We start from the raw sequence: 20,516 nt of genomic DNA, 5'->3' as shown, positions 1-20,516 counted from the left end.
ACTATCTCGACTGGTAGCGTAAGGTCGTGTATAACATACCGTATTGCTCTCTTGGGCGCTTATATGAGACGTTATATGCGATCGACTGTCGCTGATACTCTTCCGCCGCGCGTGAGGCGGAGCCTAACTAAGCTGGGCACCGATATTGCGCTGGCGCGCAAGAAGCGCAGCCTCACGGTGGTCATGATGGCCGAACGCATCGGTGTGGCCAAAAGCACATATCTCAAGCTGGAAAAAGGCGACCCGACCGTCGCGTTGGGTACATACGCCATGACCTTCTTCGTTCTGGGTTTTGGCGAGAGCCTTGGAGAGATCCTCGACGCCAAGAAAGACGAGCAGGGTCTGTTACTCGACATCGAACGGATGCCGCAGCGCGTCCGCAGACCCAAACCGCCCGTTTCGCTATGAGACGGACGATTGGCATCCAGATCGGTGACGAAGCCCGCCGTGTCGGCTTGCTGCACTACAATCAGCAGGGCAGCCGCGAGAGCGCAGGCTTTGAATATGATGCCGCTTGGCTCGCCGACCCCGACCGCTTCGCCCTCGAGCCTGCGCTGCCGCTCGTCGCCGGTCCGCAATTTCACCGGAAGATCGGCACCGGCTCCGTCTTCCATGCCGCCATCGCGGACACCGAACCGGACGGATGGGGCAAGCGCGTCATCCAGCGCGACCATGCCAAGCGGCGGCAGGATGCCCGCCGCCGCGGCGACGAGGTCGACGCACGCGCTCTGAACGGCCTCGATTATCTGTTGGCGGTCGACGACGTCAGCCGGGTTGGCGCGCTGCGTCTTGTCGACGAACAAGGGAATGCTCAGCGCGCGACCGAGGATGGTCGCCGCACCACGCCGCCGCTCATTGAGCTGGGCCAACTCCTGGCGGCCAGTCGGGCGGTCGAGACCAATACCGAAACCGCAGCGGACCTTGCCTATCTACGCGGTCTCGGCACGTCGCTCGGCGGACTGCGCCCCAAATGCACCGTCGTCGATGACGACGGGCATCTGTCGATCGGCAAGTTTCCGAGCGTCGCCGACGAGCGCTCGGTGACGCGAGGGGAGGTGCTGGCAATGCGGCTTGCCCGCCGCGCCGGGATCGACGCCGCCGACGCTCGGCTGATCGAGAGCGATGGAGACGCGATCGCGCTAATCCGACGGTTCGATCGGCCCGCAGGGGGCGGGCGGCTTATGTACGTCTCGGCGGCGACGATGATCGGTGCGGAGCCCGGCGATGCGCAGGAGCACGCCTATACCGAGATCGTCGATGCGCTACGTGTGAATGGCAGCGCCCCCACCGCCGACATCGAGGAGCTATGGCGCAGGATCGCTTTCTCGATCCTGATTACGAATGTCGACGATCACCTGATGAACCACGGCTTCCTGCACGTCGATCGTGGCCTGTGGCGGCTGGCGCCAGCGTTCGACATTAACCCGTTCCCCGAGCGGCTACGCGAGCTGAAGACCTGGGTCTCGGAAGAGGTTGGACCCGAGGCAACCATCGATGCCCTGATGTCGGTGCTGCCGTACTTTCGCATTACCCTGGTGCGTGCGCAGGAGATGCTCGCGAAGGTCGAGCAGGCTGTCGCGGGGTGGCAGGAAGAGGGGCGTGCGCTCGGTATGACCAATACCGATCTGGACAGCTTTGCCGAGGCTTTCGAGCATGAGGAGCGCGCGGCGGCCCAAAGGGTGCTGGTTTGAGGCGATGGCAGCGACCCAAAAACCATCCGTTTATTCGTAAAAAATGGTGGAGACCGGCCTGTCGGCTTTCGGAAGGCGATTGCCGTAAACGGCCGTTCGTTCATGCGGTGGGTAGGGAGCTCGAATGTCTGCCGGTGGGTGGGAAGGCGGCCGGACCGCTTTCGGGCGCTAAAGTAAAGTGAGTAGACGTTTTTTCATGCAGCTCCCGATGCCTATTTGGGGTGCACAACAGCCCCGGTTCTAGGAATTGAAGCAGCGCGAAAGGATTTCACGGTGCGCAAGGCAAGCTGGCGGTAAGGGTTGTCAGGAGGTCGCCTTGCTGTAGCGTCAGCAGTCAGGATGCTTGTCGTCCTTGACGAGGGCGCAAGCGGTGCGGGAAGTTGTAGGTTCTGCCACCAGTCATACGAGCGCTCGTATGACTGGTCGGATACCAGAATAGCCGAGCTCAATAACAAGGCGGCTAACGGCCACGCTTATAGCTGGCGGACGCCGGTCGAACGTGTTTCGGGGATCTGCCGACAACCTGGCCGGTTTCGATGCTCTTCCCGCGGCGTGGTGCGATCGGCTGCTGACGGCGCTTACGGGGAAGCTGGCAGGTACCGTGATGACGGCCGACTAGGGGTAGTTTTTTCCGCAAGCCTTCGCAACCTCTCGAACGGCGGAGATCGCGGCTGCGACGTCCGCGGTCGGGACTGGATTAGCGGGGTCGTGCGACAGTGGATTTAGGACGAATCGTTTGTGCGCTTCGAGGTCGCTCAGCGCCTTTTGCCGAGGAGCATCGCCGACCACATGCGCTTTGGCTGCATCCAGAAGCGCTTGAAGATCGGGTCGGCGTTCGTCCTCGAAGTATGGGAACGGTACGGCCTTCTTCACGCAGAAGCGCTTCAGGATCAGTTCGCAGCCCGAGCGCGCGTAGTTGGCCGCTGCATGGGGGTGATTGTCAGTAAGGAAGGCTTCGGCCTGTCGTAGCGTCGCCTCGGCTAGATCACCTTCCGTCGGTCTTACGAGCGGGACAAGCAGGCCGTCGCCGTCGAAACGCTCAAACACCTCGACTGCCTTCCAAACTCCAGACGCTTTCACCTGCTCGCGGGCGAGCTGGAACCAGTAGCGGTCATGGGTCAGTAGAATAATCTGCCAGTCTTCGAATTCGGATAGAATCAGGTCGAGCACAGGGCGGCGGTGGCTGGCGTCGAGACTGATCAGCAGGTCGTCCATGACCAGGAGCTTGAGTTCAGCGCGACCAGGCGGGGCGCAGACCTTTCGGCCCGCTAGGTAAAGCGCTAGGGCAAGTGCAGTTTGGCGACCTTCGTTCAAGAAGCTTTGTGGCGCGACCACGTTGTGCGTGCGCACCCGCACGGCGGCAGTGAGCGTCTGATTTAAGATCGCCTTATCGGCTTCACTGTAGACGAGCTGCGGGAACGTTAAGCCGACGAGGTCGAGCGGGTCGACCCCGAGCACGTCGAGTAGCTTGCGGAGGAGGCGCTTTGCTTCAGCTTCGATCCGTTCGAGAGCTTGGCGCATGCCCTCATTGAAAGAAGCGCATTTCGCCTCAAGGTCCCGAACGTAGTATTGCGGTCGCCGCTTGCCTTTCGAGGTGGTTACCTCCGCCTTGAAGGCGTTCTGTACGTCAGTCCACAATTCGCCCACGGAACGGCGTACACCACCTTCCAGAGTAGCGTCGAAGTCGTCGATCAGCTCATCGACCGCGATGCGGAAAATGTTGTTTGGCTGATCGGGACCGGCTGGATTGTAGATTAGCTCTCGCAACGCGGTGTGGGTCAAAAAGGACGAGCGGCGCGCTATGTCGGTGACCAGAGCATATGGATGATGCGCCGTCGTCCAGTCGAATACTGTGCCGTCCGTCAGCGTGATCTTCACGCGCGGTGCGGGACCATCCGTGAAGACGTTGCCGTATGGCCTTATGTCGTGCTCGCTCGTTTGGAAAAGGTCGCGTAGCGCGCGATACAGCGACGACTTGCCGGACCCGTTTTCGCCAAAGGCCAAGAGGTTGCAGCCGCTGTCGCCCAGATCAAAACCGCCGGGGTGATCTTTCGGAAAGGCACGGAAATCGGTCACCTCGATACGACGGAGGCGCGGTGCGTCAGGCGGCGCAGCGGGAGCCGCGGCATCCGTCACGACCGGCCCTCGATAATGCGGACGGGTTCGAGGGATTGAAGGGCGAAGAGGGAGCGGTGGAGCGGACTTCCGGGATCAGAAAGAGTGCGCGACCAGTCCTCGGCGGCGCGGGCGAGGGCGAGGCCGTTCAAGGTCGCCAGTCGCTCCAGCCCCGCCTCGCGTGCGGCGGTGAAGGGCGAGCCAGCGGCGGCGACCTCCTGCGGAAAGAACAGCTCGTAAACGTAGGCGTTGATGAGGGCTTCGAGACGGGGTCGCTCTGCGCCTGCCTCGATCGCTCTTACCAAGATTTCCAAGTGAGCCGCTTGTGGGTCTGTACGAGGAGGTACTGGAATAGCCTTTTGATTAACCAAGAGCGCTTGAATAAAACCACTCTGCAGATCCGTACTCGTTGATCTTAGGAACCACCAGCTAACCGAACTGTTTAGCACTGAAAGAAGATAACGGTCAGCTCGCGTTACCACGAATAACGCATCGTTGGTAAAATAACCCTGATCATCATAGGCATAAGTCGGCTTGTCCATGAAGCGACCCATGATAATCTTTGGACTCATAAATTCTCGCCAGTAGTCTCGAAAACGCGACATCGCGTACCATTCGTAACGAATGCCCGTTTCAGATTGATCACGCCGAGAGAGCTTCTCGCGGAACTTGGAAATATGTGCAAAGATTGCTGGATATTGCTGCTTAAACGCAATTGCGGCAACTTCAGACGCAAGATTTATTTTTGGGTCGTCATGCAAGGGGAAATGCCAAGGAATGAAAATTATCCAGCTATCTTTTGACTCAATACGCCACCTTTTCAGGTCCCGTCCTCTCAGGTACGGTTTAATGACGTCTGCTGAACTTGGATGTTGCGCGATCAACTCACGACGAGTTTCAGAGTCAATTACGTAGGCCTCGTTGAGACCACTTTTCACACCCGGGAAGACGTGCCCGTTTGCATACTCGCCTAGCGGCATACCTACGACCCGCAGGTGGGCGAGCAGGTCGCGCTTGCCCTGCGGCTCCAGTTGCCAGCCGGAGCCGAGCAGTGCCGTCTGCGGCATGGCGAATGCCTCTGTTGCGAACCTGGCCGGAAAGCCGTCCGGCGCTTCGCCCGGCGTCCAGTTTAGCGCGCGGAAGGTCTCGCCGTTCACTGCAGCGGCGACGCGCGCGGGCCGCTTCTCAGCGACGACGATAGTCGGATAGGCGATTGCCTCGAACACCTCCGCATCGCCGAAGTCAATTACGGTGGAGAGCCGGGTCTCGGACGAAAGCCAGGATCTGAGCTTCGCGCCATAGGCGGCACGATACCATTTGTTTGAGGTAATGAAGGCGACCACGCCGCCCGGCTTTAGCAGCCGCACCGCGCGCTCGAAGAAGTAGACCAGCAGGTCCGCCGTACCCGCCGCGGTGGCGTAATTCGCTGCTAGCTGCTTCTTAGGATTGGCCGGGCGACCGTCCAGCAGATAGCTCTCGATCTTCTCCTGCCGAACGTAAGGCGGGTTGGCGAGGACCACGTCGAAGCAGCCGCCCTCGTGGTTGCCGAAGCCAAACATCCATTCGGGCGAGAAGAACGCCGCTGCGCCGTTCGCGTCGAACGGATCCCAGCGCGCCATCAGCGTCGCTTCGCCCTCCGGCATGCCGTCGGCGACCAGGCTGGCCTTGAGTTGGTGCCGCAGGCCTTCGAACCTCTTCTTCAGTGCGCGCTTCTTGTGGCGATCACGGGCGGAGAACAGCTGGGCGGCAGTGTCGCGCCACTCCTCTTCCAGCTTGCCGGTCTCATTGCTGCGGAGAACCATCTGCCCGCGCCCGACTAGGCCCAGCGCATTGGCCGCGACGAACTTCAGCTCCAGATTCGGCAGGGCGAGCACGCCGCGGTTGGGCAGGTCGTCGCGCACGTCCTGCTCGACCGCCAAACTGATGAAGCAGCGCAGCTTCGCGATCTGGACGGCGATCGGCTGGATGTCGACGCCGTGCAAGCAGCCCTCAATCAAGTAGAGCTTGCGGGCGTACTCGGCATGGCTGCCCTCCGGCCAGGCAGCGTCGAACGCGGAGAGTCGCTCCTCCGCGCGCGTTACCTCGGCGGCGCGGTCGGCGGGCGACTTAATCGCTCGGGCGTTCTCGATCACGTTCAGGAACGGCTGACGGTTCGCCGCCTTCCACTTCGCTCCGCCGGGGTCGAGGCGGCTGAGCACGTGCACCAGCTTCTGAAGCAGCCCCAGCGGGAAGGCGCCCGAGCCGACCGCCGGATCGATCGCCCGGCAGCGCTCGATGGCGGCGACTAGTGCATCGGCCTCGGCATCGCTGAAGGCGGGTGTTTCTCCCGACCAGCTGAGGAGCTGGAGGAGTCGCGGATCGGAGTCGCCGGCTACGGCGATCGCCGGCGTAATAGACGGCCGCTCTAGCGTCAGCTCGCCGGGCGCGGGTCCGAAATCGAGCGTTGGCGCGGGTGGCCGTAAACCTCCCGCAGGAGGCGGCGCGAGCACGGGAGCGAGGTAGGCGACCAGCGCCTCGTCGACCATGAAGTCGACCACCTCGCGCGGGGTGTAGAAGCTGCCTGACTTGTTGCGGGCGGTGGTTTTTGTGTCTTCGTTGTATGAGGCGAGCAGGTTCTCGAACACCTTGCCTAGCAGTTCCGGATCGAGCGCGGCTTCCTCTTCAAGCGGCGTGTTCTCCTCGACGGTGAACTTGTAGCGTTCGAACAGGTCTATCAGACCGCCCACGTCCCGGCGGGTCGGCTTGCCGAAATAGTGGGACAGGTCGGCGTTCGTCTGGCCGCCGAAGAACAGCCGGTTGGGCAGGCGCGGCTGGCGCTCCGGCGCCTCCGAAAAGCCGTCCACCCTGAGCACTCGGCGATCAGGCGTGGCGCGCACCTCTTGTGTCGCGCGATCCCAGCGCGGATCGCCAGACTTTACCTCGACGTCCAGGCAGTCGAACAGGCCGCCGTTCAGGAACGGCACGCGCCGGAACTGCTTCAGCGCCGAGTCCGGTTCGGTAAATAGCGCGCGCTGGCGCAGCTTGCTGTGATCGAGATAGGCGGTGGTTACCCCGCTTCCGGCCTGCGGCAGCCAGCCCCGCTCGTCCATTTCCGTGTTCAAGCATGCGAAGAACAGGTTTTGGAGAACGGCAGGGTAATAGCCATGCCCGTCGGGATCGTCGTGCGGCGCGATCGCCAACAAAGCGCCGAGGCCGTCCCGCTCAAAGAACGCAGACGGCACGAGGTCCTTCTGTCGAACGAACCAGACGAACATCAGCCGTGTGAGCAGGCGGATCAACCCGATCTGCCGATCGCCCTCGCCGTTGCCCTGCTCCGGCGTAAAATGGACAACGTTCGGCGCGCTCGCCCAGGCGAACCAGTCGGCGAGGTCGCGGTAGAAGCGTTTGTTCAACTCGGCCGCCGACAGCACGTCCAGCCAGCGATCGTAGAGCGCACGGAAGTCGGTCGGCGATGGGCGCAGCGCCGACAGGCCGAGATCCGCCAGGATCTCCAGGTGCGCGCGGTGTGGCCGTGCGAGGTCCACATCCTTGATTAGGCTAATCCGCCCGCCGACCACGTCGCGCGACGCGTCTCGCTTGTGACGACGGCGGTCGATGACGGACAGGGTCAGGCGGCCGCTATACCGGAACGCGACGACCGCAGGCATGGCGAAGCCTCGGTTCAGCTCGCGGGTGATCCCAACCAGCTCCCTTCGCGTCCAGGCGCGATCTGCTAAGTCGAGAGCTAGAAACACGAAGCTGTCGATATCGGCCCGGCGGTAATCGTCCGCGGTCATCGGCGCGCTGCCGCGTGAGAGCGCGGGCAGCTCGTCGCCGGTCAGCTGGAATACGACGCTCAGGGTGCGCCAGCCCTCGACTCCGCCGAAACCGTCGAACTTGGCGGGTTCAAGGCTGACCGCGCCGAGTAGCGCCCGGGGGTCGCCGCCGGTGTCGAGCGTTTTAGGGCTGGCGTAGCCGAGCCGTGCTAGCAAGGCGGCGACGCCGCTCGTCAGCGGCGCGGTCGCGAGATCGATGAGAGCGCCGCGGACGCGCTCCAGGCTTTCCCTCGCGTGGCTCACGAGGCTGCCTCGTCGCCAGGCCGCACCGCCAACCAAGTGATCAGATCGTATTCAGTGTCTGCACGGGCCTGAGCGGCGCTGTCGGCGAGCTTGCCGCCCCGGCCCATCGCAAGCCCCGACGCGGCGCGCGTCGCATAGGCTTGGGCGATATCGGAGACCGCCGCGGCGGCTAGCGCGTCGTAACGCTCCATCCGCTCGCCATAGTTCGTCTCCTTGTCGAATGCGTGGCACAGCGCCTCGATCGGTTCGGACCGCCCCGCACACAGCGCAGCTATTGCGGTCAGCACCGACTTCGGCGTGGCGAAGCCAAAGCGAACTGTTCCATTATCGCCGACGTAGACGAGGTAGAAGGGCTCCAGCGGGTTCACCATCGACTCCGCCGCCGGCCCCTTTCGCTTTAGGCAGAAAATCGCGCCGGGCGGGAACCTGCCGGTCTCAGCGACAGTGGGCGCGACGGCGTGCAGGCCGAGGGGCGCCTCCTCCAAAGCGTTCGTGTTAGCTCGGGCGTACTCAAGCAGGTCGGCGCGGAACTCGTCGAGCGAGAACTCGGCAAGGCCGACGCCCTCGCGCGCCTCCTCCAGATCGAAGATTTCGTCTTGAAGCCGTCTCAGCTGTTCATCGCGCCAGTGGGTCTCGCCTTCGACCGCTTCCTTCGTATCCGCGAGCAGGTTGTCGTCGCCAGTTGCGGAAAGGTCGACCAGCGCCATGCGCGACTCCACACGCTCCTTCAGGTTCAGGTATTGGTTGAGGTCGTCGGTCGGCCAGAAGTTTACCATCCGAACCGTCTCGGCGTGGGCGCCGATACGATCAATGCGGCCGAAGCGCTGGATCAACCGGACCGGGTTCCAGTGGATGTCCACGTTGACTAGGAGATCGGCGTCCTGAAGGTTCTGTCCTTCGGAGATACAGTCCGTCGCGATGAGGAGATCGATCTCCCCGTCGGGCATCCCGCGCATCCCGGCTCGCTTCTTCGACCGCGGCGCGAAGTTGGCGAGCACGTCCTGGAACCGATGGCGGCCGATCGTGGCTTCGCTGCGATCGCCGGTCACTAGGCCGACGTTGAACGTCATGCTTTTGGCGAAAGGCGCCATGTGCTCATAGAGATAGCGCGCGGTGTCGGTATAGGCGGTGAACAGGATCAGTTTACGGTTGGGCGTTCCGTCACGGTTGTGGCTTGGCTGCTCCGCTTTGTCGCGAACGAGTTGTTTGAGCTGTTCCAGCTTGGCGTCCCGCGACGGATCTACGGCTGTTGCCGCGGCAGCGAGTTCAGCCACGCACGCTCGGTCGCCTTCGAGTGCAGCTTTCCAAGCGGCGACGTCTATGTGTCTGAGGTCGTACTTCAATCGCCCCCCTACTTCGAATGCGCTCGCGAGATCCTCGTCGCCGTCCACTTCCTCGAACGGGGGAAGGGCCCCGTCGGCAATGTTCGTACCGCCGCGTTCGTAAGCGTCGAGCGACGCTAAGCGGGCATCGATGCGTTCGACCATCCGACGCATGGTAACGCCGAACGAATTGACCGAACTTTCCAGGCGCTTAAGGAAGCCCACCTTCATCATCGCGATAAGGTATCGCTCGCGATTGGCCTGATCGAACCCGGCCGTTCGATTATCACGCTCGTTATAGCGTGGTCGATGCTCCAGCTGGACGAAGGTGAACGGGTTGTAGAGAGCGAGCTTAAGTTCACTGATCTTCGCATCGATCTCGTTGAATGCCGGGAACTGTCCAGCAAGATCAACGCCCGGAGCAATCGAGATCGGCTTTTTACGGACCGGGAACTGCCCGATGGTCTCCAGAGCGTCCGAGTAGTGTCGCTCGATATGCCTACGCGACCGTGCGATCGAAACCTCGTCGAGAAGGCTGTTAAACGCAGGCGGGAGCGAAGCCATCAGCGCGGCGGCGTCGCGACCGCCGGCTTTGCTCCAAGTCTTGAACCGCTGCCGCGCCTGAGCGATCAAGACCGACAGGTTCGGCGCGCCGAGGGCCTGGAATGCGTCCGTCCTATCTTTAGCGATAAGGTCAAGCTGCGCCTTCAAATCGGCGAGGTCATTGTTAACCGGCGTCGCCGAGAGCATCAGCACGCGGGTTGGGCGCCCGGCTCGGATCACGTCGTCGAGAAGCTTCTGATAGCGGCCGCCAGCAGCGTTGCGGAAGGCATGGGACTCGTCAATGACGACCAAGTCGAACTCGCCCCAGTTCACCCGGGCCAAGTCGAGATCGCCCACCCGGCCGCTGGTTCGGCCGAGATCGGTATGCGATAGGACGGTGTAGGAAAGGCGATCCTGGCGCAGCGGATTGAGTTCTGAGTTGTTCGAGGAAAGATACTCCGTCCAGTTTTCCCGGAGCTTCTTTGGACAGAGCACCAGCACACGGTCGTTACGCAGCTCGTGCCACTTGATGACGGCGAGCGCCGTTAGGGTCTTTCCTAACCCCACCGAGTCAGCCAGGATACAGCCGCCATAGCGCTTTAGCTTTCCTAAGACTGCTCGCGCTCCGTCTTTCTGAAAAGGATAAAGCATTCGCCAAACAGCCGTTTCTGTGAAGGCTGGTGTTTCGAGCCGCTCGGTCTCTGCCCTGTCTGCGAGGTACTCTGCAAACAGGTGGTACAGCGTCAAACGGTAGATAAAGTCCGGGCTATTGTGGGCACCGAGCTGCTCAAGCCGCTGGAGAACTTCCGCTGTGACATCGATCGTTAGCTTCTCATCGCTCCATATTTCGTCAAACCAAGAAAGAAGGTCCGTTCGATCCCGGTCGCTATCGACAACAAGATTGAGTTCAATATTCGGACGCTCAGCTAGGCCAAGCCCGTTCACTGTGAAGTTGGAGCTTCCAAGAAGCGCGTGCTCTCGCGCGCCATCATGAACGTGCACCATTTTTCCGTGCAACAAGCCCATCTTTCTGATGGACCTGACTTCGACAGAGCGCCGGATCCAGTCAGCACATTGTTTCGCGACCCGGCGCTGGCGAAGCTGATCGACAAGAGCCAACCCACTTTCTGTCAGCCGAAACGCGGGGGGAACGAGAGCTTTGGCTCCTGCCACTGAAAGGAAGCGAGGTTCTCCAAAAAGAAGGCGTGTTGCTGCCGCGCCGTCCAAACTGGCTTGCAGACAACCGTATGCCGAACTGGTGAAATAGGCTGAGACGATACTCAGCTTGCTGCCTGACCGAACTTTTTCACGAATGAAGTCGGCAGCCGACCCTCTCTCGCGATTATCGCGAATACCAGTCCAGAGCCCTACCACGTAACCGAATTCCCCCTCGCGCCTGCTAGTTCTGACTCATGTCGGGGTACAGCCGCATCGCTTCGTTGATGGCACCCTCGTACGTACGATTCGGCGAACTGCAACCATGCATCACAGGTGTCCCGCTTTGAAGGATGCTTTCACCCTGCCGGATCCATCGTCAACGCCAAACGAGTTTGAATGACACGTTCGGCGCTTACGAACTCCGATCGGAGAAGCAGCGGGATGACGGGATCACCGAAGTTGGAGGACGCAGATCAACGCCGCGAATGGCTGAAACTGGGTCGTGACCGGCGCGGCAGCTAGCGCCCAGAATATCCCGTTTAATCTGGTGCGCGGTATGTCGGTTTAGGTCGGAAGCTACCAGTCATGCAGCACGAAGCCGGTGGCGCATTGCCTGCGCAGATGCGAACCGCCGTACGGATTGGACCTACTTAGAAGCAATTGTTGCCGTGATTCCTTGGTCATGGTATCTTGTTGCAAGCAACAAGATCGTGGGCATATAATTGACGGTCCTTTACACGCCTGGCCAGCTTCGCAGCGCGATCTCTATCGCTCCGGAAACCTATCGCCATTGGAAAAAAGCACTGGCCCCGCTGCGTCGGGGCCGCGGACACAGTCCGTGCTTTAGTCCCGGTGATCTCGTTGCCGTGTCGGTCGTTAAAATGCTGGCGACAGACATGGCGATCCGCGTCAGCGCTCTGGCGCCGATCGCCGAAACGCTGTTCGAATTATGCAATCTGTCGCCTTGGCCAGCGCTAGCGCGCGCCAAGCTGATAATCGACTTGGCGGGCGGGCAATTGCGGCTTCGCGCCGAGCTTGCTGAGGTGGTCAGCGATCAGCCGTTGATCATGATCCCCATGGCACCGATGGTTGTGCGTCTTCGCGATCAGCTGCTGGCGGCAAGCGACAGCCGCGAGCAAGCGTCGCTTCTCTTTCCGCCGATACCGATCAATGCTGTGGCGTCCGCGCGGGGGGGGCGGCTGTGAACGCTGTCGACAGCATCGCCCAAGCGGTTCACAACGCGGGCTATCGCTCGGAGGCGGTCGTACGCGACTATGCTTTCGCCGATGTACTGGTTGAAACCAACACAACCCGGACGGTTCCGCTCGTCGCCTTTACGCGCACGCCTCCTTCCTATCGCTCGGCGGCGCTTGCGGTCGTGAATGGCGATGGCCGCCGTGCGGTAGATCTGGTGAACGAGCATCGAGCATTGGGAGCACCACTGCTGTTCGTCATCGACCATGAAGACGTGACCGTCTGGCAGGTTCGAAGCGTTGATCCGCCCAGAGCGCTGGAAAAGATTAAGCTTGCCGAACTTTCGGCCTTGTTCGCCCGCAATCAGGCGAGTTGGCACCCGGATGCCATTCACCGCGCCAAGTCGGTCGGCACCGTCGAGGGAAACTATCAGCTCGATTTCGTAGATCTCGGACTACTGCCCGCGATCGAAGGCGAAATCCACATCAAGCTGGACCGTCTGCTGATTGAGACACTCGATCTGGCCCGCAAGGCACCCGGCGGAGACCGCCTTGACCCGCGCACATTGTTCCGCGTTGTGTTTCGGCTGCTGGCCGCCAAGGTGCTGCAGGATCGCCGCCACCCTTATGCCGACGGCTGGAACCCCGAAGATCTCGTGTCGGTCCTAACCGGGATCGAAACTTATTATAAGCTCGGGACGATCAACGGGTCAGTCAACACTGCGCTGCCAGCGATATTCGATGCGGCGTGGCAACATCTGCGTGCGGGGATCAGCTTCTCCAACATTTCCTCGGACGATCTCGCCTTTGTCTATGAGAACACGCTTGTCACGCCGGAAACGCGTAAGTTGTTTGGGACGCACAGCACGCCGCGACAGGTAGCAGAATATGTTGTTCAGCGCCTCGAGCTGCACAAATACAAGCCAGAGGATATTCGGATCTACGAGCCGTTTGCCGGTGCCGGCGTGTTTCTAGTCTCGGCGCTGCGCCACTTACGCGATCTGCTGCCGGTGGAATGGTCGGACCAACAGCGCCATGATTTTCTCATCAAACATATCTCCGGCGACGAGGTCGATCCCTTCGCCTGCGAAGTGGCGACGCTCTCGCTGATCCTTGCCGACTACCCCAATCACAATGGCTGGCATGTCGAGGAAGCCGATCTGTTCGCCGACGGCGCGCTGGCGCAGCGGATCGGATCGAGCAACGTCATCGTCTGCAACCCGCCGTTCGAAGCCTTCAGCAAGGCCGACCGGGCCCGCTATGCGATCACCGCTAACACACATTCGAAGGCGATCGCCGCGCTCAGTGCGGCGCTCGACGCCAAACCGCTCGCACTGGGCTTCGTGCTACCGCGATCGTTCATCCTCGAACAGCAGTTCGGGGAACAGCGCCGTCGCATGGAGAGCCTGTACGGCTCGGTGGAAATCCTGAAGCTCCCTGACGGAATCTTCGGCGCGTCAGACATTGAATCGTCGGCGGTGATCGCGCGCGACCTGCGCACACCGACCACCAAAACAATCAGGCTGCTATCGACCGAAGTCGCCGAGCGCGACCGGTCCTCGTTCCTAAAGACCGGGCAGACGACGGTGCAGCGTGATGTGACGCGCGCTATCGACGACAACCCGCGGGGGCAGTTGTGGATACCGCCGCTTAACGAGCTGTGGAACTATCTGCAGCGCAACCCGCGGCTGGCCACGGTGCTCGAATCGCGACGCGGGCTGGAATGGAAATACCGTCAGGATCAGGCGGCGATCGATCTTGAGAAACCGGGCTATCAACTCGGCTATGCCAATTCCCGCAACCTGCGACAGTATCAGTCCGCGCTTCCCGTCTGGCTAGATTTCAGGGCTGACCAGCTCCGCTGCGGCGCGACGCATGACTGGTCGATACCGAAGCTGATCGCCAGTGCCACGCGGCTGAGTCGCGGCGCGTGGTGCATCGGCGCATTTCCCGACCTCGAAGGTCTGCTGTGTTCGCAGCAATTCTTCGCCATGCGACCGACAAGCACGGTGACGCCGAAAGCATTGCTCGCGTTGACGGCTGTGTTGAACGGGCCTGTGGCGAATGCCTTTCTCGCGGTCAATTCCCCCAAGGACCGCTTCAGAGCCTCAGTCATCGACGCCATCCCGATCCCGGTTTCGCTGCCGGCGAAGCTCGGCGAACTGGTTGAAGCCTACATCGCGCTGCTCGGCAGTTCCGGCATTCTTACTGGCGCGGATATTCAGCTACCCCGACTGCTTGCGCAGATCGACGCCACGCTGCTTGAAGCATATGATCTTCCGCTTCGGCTTGAGCGGCAGCTGCTGGAGTTCTTCGAAGGGTCTGAGCGCCCCGTTTCGCATCTTTGGCAGCACTGGGACAGCATGTATCCGATGCCCGGACTTAGTCTCGCCGAACGCGCGTCGGGCCGCTTTAGCCCCGGCGGAGACTGGGTTCGCAAGATTTTTCAGCCCTTGCCCAAGGACCAGCTTTCGTTGCTCCGCGATTATGTGGCCTGAAGGAGAATGGACGCCTATCTCCTCGATACGACGATCCTCTCGATCTATCTGGATCCGACACATCCCCATCACGCGGAAAAGAGTCAGTCGCTCGCGGCGCTGCCTGCCGACAGCCCGCTATTCATTTCGGTGGTCGCGTTGGCAGAACTCGGATTTGGCACCAAGCTCGCCGCCGCGATTGGCAAGGGCAACCTGCCGGCACTCGAGGCCATGCTTGTTCAGGCGCGCTCACACGCAGTCATTGAAATCACGCACCATACCGCGTCGATTTATGCCGAGGTGAAAGCACGCATCGCTCAGAAATATCTGGCCAAGGTGCTGCGCAAGGATCGTCCGAAATATATCGAGGAGTGGGTCGACAAAGCTACGGGTCAGAAGCTCGGGATTGACGAGAATGACCTTTGGATGTGCGCGCAAGCCAAAGAGCGTGATCTGATATTCGTGACAGCCGATGGCCGAATGAAACGCATCCCGGATGCTGACCCGGATGTGCGATTGCTTGCAATCTGAGTTCTTTCTTCCGAATGGCTATTTAGGCAAAAGTGGTCCAATCAGGCAAAAAGCTAATGTCCGCTTCTGGCCACCGCTGCCGGTCGACAAGGCGCACGAGAATGGCAGAAAAGTCCCAATCCTTGTCCTTCCGCCCGGCCGACAGGTACCGCCAATCAATATGAAACAATGACCGGAGTAGGGGCCGAAAGCTGGTCGCAAATGACCGGGAATGGGTCCTCAACGCCGCAAGCTGCCGGGCTGCTTCCGGGCCGTAGTCGAGCGCTCGAGCCACAATTTCAATCCCGAAGTGCAGACCGCCCGGTTTTTCGCTCGCGGCACTTTGGGACTGGCCGGTTGCAGGCGGTCCGCCGGACCCCCTTTTGAAGCGCTGGCTCGCGTTGCCGATCTGGCTTCCAGAGTCGCCCAAGCCCGTTCGCGTTGCCGCACACCCTCCACGAAATTGGCGCCTGCGCCGGCGTCAGCATCAGCATCGAGATCGGGAGAGTAGTTAATTAGTTTGGCCATCCGAAGCGACATCGAGTGGATAGCTGTCGAGCCGAGCAAGGAACGGGACTGACCCGCTGCTCTCGACTTAGCCGACGGGTTGCGGTTATCCTAGGCGTCTCAGGAGAGGAAATGGCGCAGTTCCTCAATCACAAGCAAGTGCGCAGTGCAGTCTAAGCCGTCATCGCCGGAGACGACGTCCGGTGCGCCGTTGCGTTCTGGGGTGGTGGCCCGCTCAAGGCGCTGTTCGGCTCTAAGAGGCGTGCATCCAAGGCGCGGGTCATCTGCGACCTCTCAATGTGCGGCACCAATCCTGACGAACTCGTGCTGCTCGGGGCGCCGGACAATCCACATCTTAAGCATCTTAGTGGATTGCACGCGAAACTGTACCTTTCGAGCGCCGGCTAGTCATCACCTCGGCTAACACTTCGAATCGAGGCATCGGCTTTGTCGAGCCGGCTGAGCTGACCGAGTGCGGCACATTCCACCGGCCTGATACGACCGCGTTCCGCAAAGGCGCCAAATGGTTCGAGGCGATCTGGAGGAAAGCTGACGTAGTCGATCCGAAGGCCCTCGCGACAGCTCGCGCCGCCGGGGCAAAGCGACAGCGAAACGGTGCCTCTAAGGGCGCGCCCTTAAATAGCTACATCCGACACCCTGCTGTGACCATCGCGGCTGACCCGGACCGCTATCGCGGGATCGGCGTGGTCTTCTCGTCGGGCGAGGCCAATCGCGAAGATGTCGAGCACGCAGCCGAGGCGGCGATGGCAGTTGAGGGCAAGAGCCGCAAGCCGAAGTTGAAGAAGGAAGAGATCGGTCGCCTGCCGAACTGGCCGAAGGGAAATTTGTTCACTGGCTGGTCGGATGCGGACGCAAACGCTTGGCCCAAGCTGTTCCTCTGCGCGCACCGCGGCGCGCGCGGGGCAGTTTCCTATTGGTGCTACTCGCTCTTCTTCGAGGTGAAGCTTGGTCGGGACGAATGGTCGATATTCGCGGAACGGTCCCCGGAGTTGCGATCGCGTATTCGGCTGGCCGGCACGCCTCGGCAGAGCGCCAGCGCGGACGGAGGACTTCTCGAACAGTTCTTTACGCAGCTCGACGCAACCGCCAGACCTGACGAGACTGGCTACCGTCTGTGTGAGAGCCCGGTGCATCTCGGCCAGTTGCTCGCTGAGGTAAATGCCGGCAGCTCGGTGTATGTGAATCCTGTCGAGTTCAGAAGCGGGCGGCGATAATAGCGTTGAGTTGATGTTGCCGGCGGAGGTTCGATGAAAGAACAGGAGTTCAAGGACTGGCTGAGCAAGCGGCTCTGGAAAGGAGAGCCGCTGACGAAGAAGGCTATGGACACACGCGTGCGCCGCAGCCAGCGAGCCGAGCGCGGATTACATGGGCTCGGCTACCCCCAATCCACGCTCGACGAGGTGTTCGACGATGGCAGATGGGACGATTTGCTGGCGCAGTTGACGGCGCTGGCGAGCGATCCTGATCCCAATATGATGATCGTGCGCGCGGTCGTCCCTCAGGCCGAAGATCCCAAGGGACAGCTCGGCAACATGATCGCTGGCCTGCGGCAGTATGGCTATTTTCGCGAAGGGCGTGATCCCAATTATTCAATCGCCGGTGTTGCGGACGACGAGGATGGCGGCGAAAACCAAGCCGATGAAATCCGCCGGTACGTCTTGGAAAACTATATTAAGCCGGCACGTCTTCGGGGAGATGCGACCGTTACCGTCACCATCGGCGCGCTCAACAATGAGATGGGCCTTCACATGGCCTGGCCGAACATCTGCCAGGCCCTGGAAGGTCGGTTGTTCTTGCAGCTCGCGAGCGTGTCGGCACCGGCAGCGGAAGGGCCGAAGCAGAGCACGACGCGCAAACTGACCTACTTTTTGGCGACGGAAACTGAGAGCGTGACCAGGCCGAAACACTCGCCGACTAACATGATCCTCTACGGTCCTCCTGGGACGGGCAAAACCTACCGCACCGCCTATGAGGCCGTGTTGCTGTGCGATGGCACTGTGGCGTTCGACGAAACGCACGAAGGCCGCCAAGCGCTGCTCGACCGTTATCGTGAACTCGAAGCGGAAAAGCGGATCGCCTTCGTCACCTTTCATCAGAACTATGATTACGAAAGCTTTGTCGAGGGTTTGCGTCCGGAAACAGGCGAGGGCGAGGGCAACTCGTCCGGATTCCGCCTCGAGGCGCGGCCAGGCATCTTCCGCGAGATTTGTGCGCTCGCCGACCAGGCCCGCACCCGCCCCGTGCCGGCAGCGAGCGTGGCCGCCTTCGACTTCTCGGGCCGCCGCTTCTGGAAGATGGGTCAGGGCGCGATCGGCAGCGAAGACGAGGTCTATGACGCGGCTTTGGCGAACCGATACATCGCGCTCGGATGGGGCGGAACGATCGATTGGCGCGACGAGCGCTTCTCGTCCTTTGACGCCATTAAGGCCGAGTGGCTGGATAAGAATCCAGAAGATCCGACGCCGAGCAACTGGACGCAGACCTGGCCGTTTCGAGCCGAAATGAAGATCGGTGACATCGTCATCGTGCCCTACGGTAACACCGCGTTCCGGGCCGTCGCCGAGGTCACTGGCGACTATCGCTATGTTCCCGAGGCGGAGGGCTTCTACGCGCATCGCCGCGACGTTCGCTGGTTGCTCACGCTCGACGAACCTCTGCCGCTCGACACGATCGTCGACGGCAACTTCACAATGCGGACGCTCTACCCGATCGCCACGAAGCGGCTAAACCTGCCGGCGCTGGCACGCCTGATCGCCGGTGTTGAGGACACCGCTCCGGCCGAAACGGTCGCCAGCGAGCCGGAACAGTTCGTGCTTATCATTGACGAGATCAATCGAGCGAATATCTCGAAAGTCTTCGGCGAACTTATTACGTTGATCGAGCCCGACAAGCGTCTCGGTATGGCCAATGCGTTGAGCCTCACCTTGCCCTATTCGAAGAAGCGCGATTTCGGCGTCCCCTGCAATCTTCACATCGTTGGGACGATGAACACCGCGGATCGTTCGATCGCGCTGCTCGACACAGCGCTCAGGCGCCGGTTCACGTTTCGTGAAATGGCGCCGCGCATCGACCTGCTCGGCACCATAGACGGTATTGACCTGCGCGCGGTGCTCACCGCCATAAACGATCGGATCGAGTATCTGATCGACCGCGAACATCGCATCGGCCATGCCTTTTTCATGGGGTGTCACAATCGCGAGGCGATCGACCTCGTCATGCGCGACAAGGTCATCCCACTGCTCCAGGAATACTTCTTCGAGGATTGGGGTCGCATCCAGGCTGTCCTCGGTCACGGCTTCATCGGATCGCGCAAGATCGCCCCGCCGCCAGGCTTTGAGGGCGATGATCGCGATAGCTGGTTCGTGCGCGAGCCGTTTCCGGCGGACGCCCTCAAGCGGCTAAATGGAGGCGGCACCGCAGACGCCTTGTCCGAATGAGCCATCTTGCCGTCAGCGAGTGGGGGCGCGTCGAAGTCCGTGATCAACCGAGGGAAGGAAGCTTCACCCGGCCACAGGCAAATGCCCTGATCGCTGCGGCTCGTGCGCATCCCCTCGGCGGGAACGAGGGCACGAACGCTCTGCGGGATCATTTTCGCCACCTGACGGCCGGTCAGATGGTTGGCGTGATCGCAGCGCCCGGATGCAGTCTCGAAATATTCCCCAAGATCGACCGACTCGACACCGCATCCTTCGATGGGCGCCGAACCGTCCGCGAACGGCTGGTACGAATGCTCGACGTGGCATTGGGTCTCGACATCGGCGATGGTGCGGCGTCCGCGATGGCGAGGCAGGCGGAAGGACTCCTCGACATTCTGATCCGACTGTTCGCGGACAAGCTCCTCACCCAGGCGCGCCGTGGTCTTCCCAGGGCCTATCTTCAGTATGAAGACAATCTTCCTGCGCTCCGCGGCCGGCTGAACGTGGTGCGCCAATTCACCGCCCATGCAGTGCGACCCGATAGGCTCGCGTGCCGCTTCGACGCGCTCTCGAGCGACATTCCGCTGCTGCAGATCATGAAAGCGTGCGTGCTGGCCCTTCGCCGCCATGCACGCGCCGCCGACACCGGGCGCAAGCTCGACGAATTGCGTTTCGCGCTCGCCGACATCGCCGATGTGAGCGTCGCCGCTCTGCCTTGGCACGCGATACGGATCGATCGGACCAATCGGCGCTGGGAGGCGCTGGTCGGTTTCGCCCGGCTGTTCCTGAAGCGCGATTGGCAAGCGACGCACCATGATCCGTCAGCCGTACAAGGGATCACGCTCCTGTTCCCGATGAACGACCTATTCGAGGCTTATATTGCAGTCCTCATGCGAAGGAGCCTGCGTCCGGCCGGGTTCACGGTTGAGACGCAGGGCGGCCGGCTGTTTTGCCTGATCGAGGAGAGTGACGAGGGGCGCCAGCGATTCCAGACCCGGCCTGACATCATCGTCCGGGATCGTCAGGGCAACGAGCCGATCGCGATCGTCGATACGAAATGGAAGCGCCTTTCGCCGGCGATCGAGGATGCCAAGCATGGGGTTAGCCAAGCAGATGTCTATCAGATGATGGCCTATGGGCATCTATATGGCTGTCCCGACCTCCTCCTCCTTTATCCGCATCATGCGGACCTTGATCCGAGGCCGTTCGCTACGGATTACCTGATCCGCGGGAGTTCAGCTCGGCTGCATCTGCGGAGCCTCGACCTCGCGCAACAGGAGCTTGGCATCTTGGCAGACCTAGCGAATATTTTTGGGGGCTGGCAGGCGCAGCGTCCGATCGTTTCCGGCTGAAATACGGCGACGGCTCGCCAAGTCGACGCGCGCGGGGGGAGCAGATGCCCGTTGAAGAGCGTCAGCCTAGGGCATATTCCTGCTCCAACGCTGACGGAGCGCAAGTCCCCATTCAAGCCATTCCAAGTTTCTGTCTGGGCTTGCCGGAGCGGT

11 protein-coding genes are annotated in these 20,516 nt (G+C 61.3%); 8 read left to right on the top strand and 3 right to left on the bottom strand.

The genetic code is table 11. The features are described from left to right. Positions 1-75 precede the first annotated feature (75 nt). Both LRA87_RS16485 and LRA87_RS16480 read left to right on the top strand, forming a co-directional pair. Positions 76-408 carry a helix-turn-helix domain-containing protein gene (locus LRA87_RS16485; protein WP_230781699.1) on the top strand — a complete coding sequence of 111 codons (333 nt, stop codon included), beginning with the start codon at positions 76-78 and terminating at the stop codon, positions 406-408. Continuing rightward, positions 405-1,691 carry a type II toxin-antitoxin system HipA family toxin gene (locus LRA87_RS16480; protein WP_230781698.1) on the top strand — a complete coding sequence of 429 codons (1,287 nt, stop codon included), beginning with the start codon at positions 405-407 and terminating at the stop codon, positions 1,689-1,691. The genes LRA87_RS16485 and LRA87_RS16480 overlap by 4 nt, the downstream gene beginning before the upstream one ends. 615 nt (positions 1,692-2,306) lie before the next feature. On the opposite strand, the gene LRA87_RS16475 is transcribed toward LRA87_RS16480, so the two are convergent. Genes LRA87_RS16475 through LRA87_RS16465 form a run of 3 tightly spaced genes read right to left on the bottom strand, consistent with a single transcriptional unit; the run spans position 2,307 to position 10,848 of the window. Continuing rightward, positions 2,307-3,827, bottom strand: coding sequence for a hypothetical protein (locus LRA87_RS16475; protein ID WP_230781697.1), 1,521 nt, complete (start codon positions 3,825-3,827; stop codon positions 2,307-2,309). Continuing rightward, on the bottom strand, positions 3,824-7,864 hold the full coding sequence (locus tag LRA87_RS16470) for an Eco57I restriction-modification methylase domain-containing protein (protein ID WP_230781696.1): 4,041 nt from the start codon (positions 7,862-7,864) through the stop codon (positions 3,824-3,826). The genes LRA87_RS16475 and LRA87_RS16470 overlap by 4 nt, the downstream gene beginning before the upstream one ends. Continuing rightward, entirely contained in the window at positions 7,861-10,848 is a 2,988-nt protein-coding gene (locus LRA87_RS16465) for an SNF2-related protein (RefSeq protein WP_329958605.1), read from the bottom strand. Before LRA87_RS16465 ends, LRA87_RS16470 begins: the two co-directional genes overlap by 4 nt. Positions 10,849-11,609: 761 nt before the next feature. Between LRA87_RS16465 and LRA87_RS16460 the strand changes: the two genes are divergently transcribed. From LRA87_RS16460 to LRA87_RS16435, 6 genes are all read left to right on the top strand, one after another. Beyond that, entirely contained in the window at positions 11,610-12,092 is a 483-nt protein-coding gene (locus tag LRA87_RS16460) for a hypothetical protein (protein WP_230781694.1), read from the top strand. Then, positions 12,089-14,578, top strand: coding sequence for an N-6 DNA methylase (locus tag LRA87_RS16455; protein ID WP_230781693.1), 2,490 nt, complete (start codon positions 12,089-12,091; stop codon positions 14,576-14,578). The genes LRA87_RS16460 and LRA87_RS16455 overlap by 4 nt, the downstream gene beginning before the upstream one ends. A 6-nt stretch (positions 14,579-14,584) precedes the next feature. Then, positions 14,585-15,088 (top strand): PIN domain-containing protein, encoded by a 504-nt coding sequence (locus LRA87_RS16450; RefSeq protein ID WP_230781692.1) that lies wholly within the window; start codon positions 14,585-14,587, stop codon positions 15,086-15,088. Between the two features lie 1,148 nt (positions 15,089-16,236). Beyond that, complete coding sequence (locus LRA87_RS16445; protein WP_230781691.1) at positions 16,237-16,809, top strand: hypothetical protein; 573 nt, start codon at positions 16,237-16,239, stop codon at positions 16,807-16,809. A 33-nt stretch (positions 16,810-16,842) separates the two neighbouring features. Continuing rightward, positions 16,843-19,032, top strand: coding sequence for an AAA family ATPase (locus LRA87_RS16440; protein WP_230781690.1), 2,190 nt, complete (start codon positions 16,843-16,845; stop codon positions 19,030-19,032). Then, complete coding sequence (locus tag LRA87_RS16435) at positions 19,029-20,363, top strand: McrC family protein (protein ID WP_230781689.1); 1,335 nt, start codon at positions 19,029-19,031, stop codon at positions 20,361-20,363. Before LRA87_RS16440 ends, LRA87_RS16435 begins: the two co-directional genes overlap by 4 nt. Positions 20,364-20,516: the final 153 nt, after the last annotated feature.

This window comes from Sphingomonas sp. Leaf37 (genome assembly GCF_920939475.1).
GTDB lineage: Bacteria > Pseudomonadota > Alphaproteobacteria > Sphingomonadales > Sphingomonadaceae > Sphingomonas.
The sequence above is the reverse complement of the archived record's forward strand: the minus strand, read 5'-3'. Positions and strand labels throughout refer to the sequence as shown.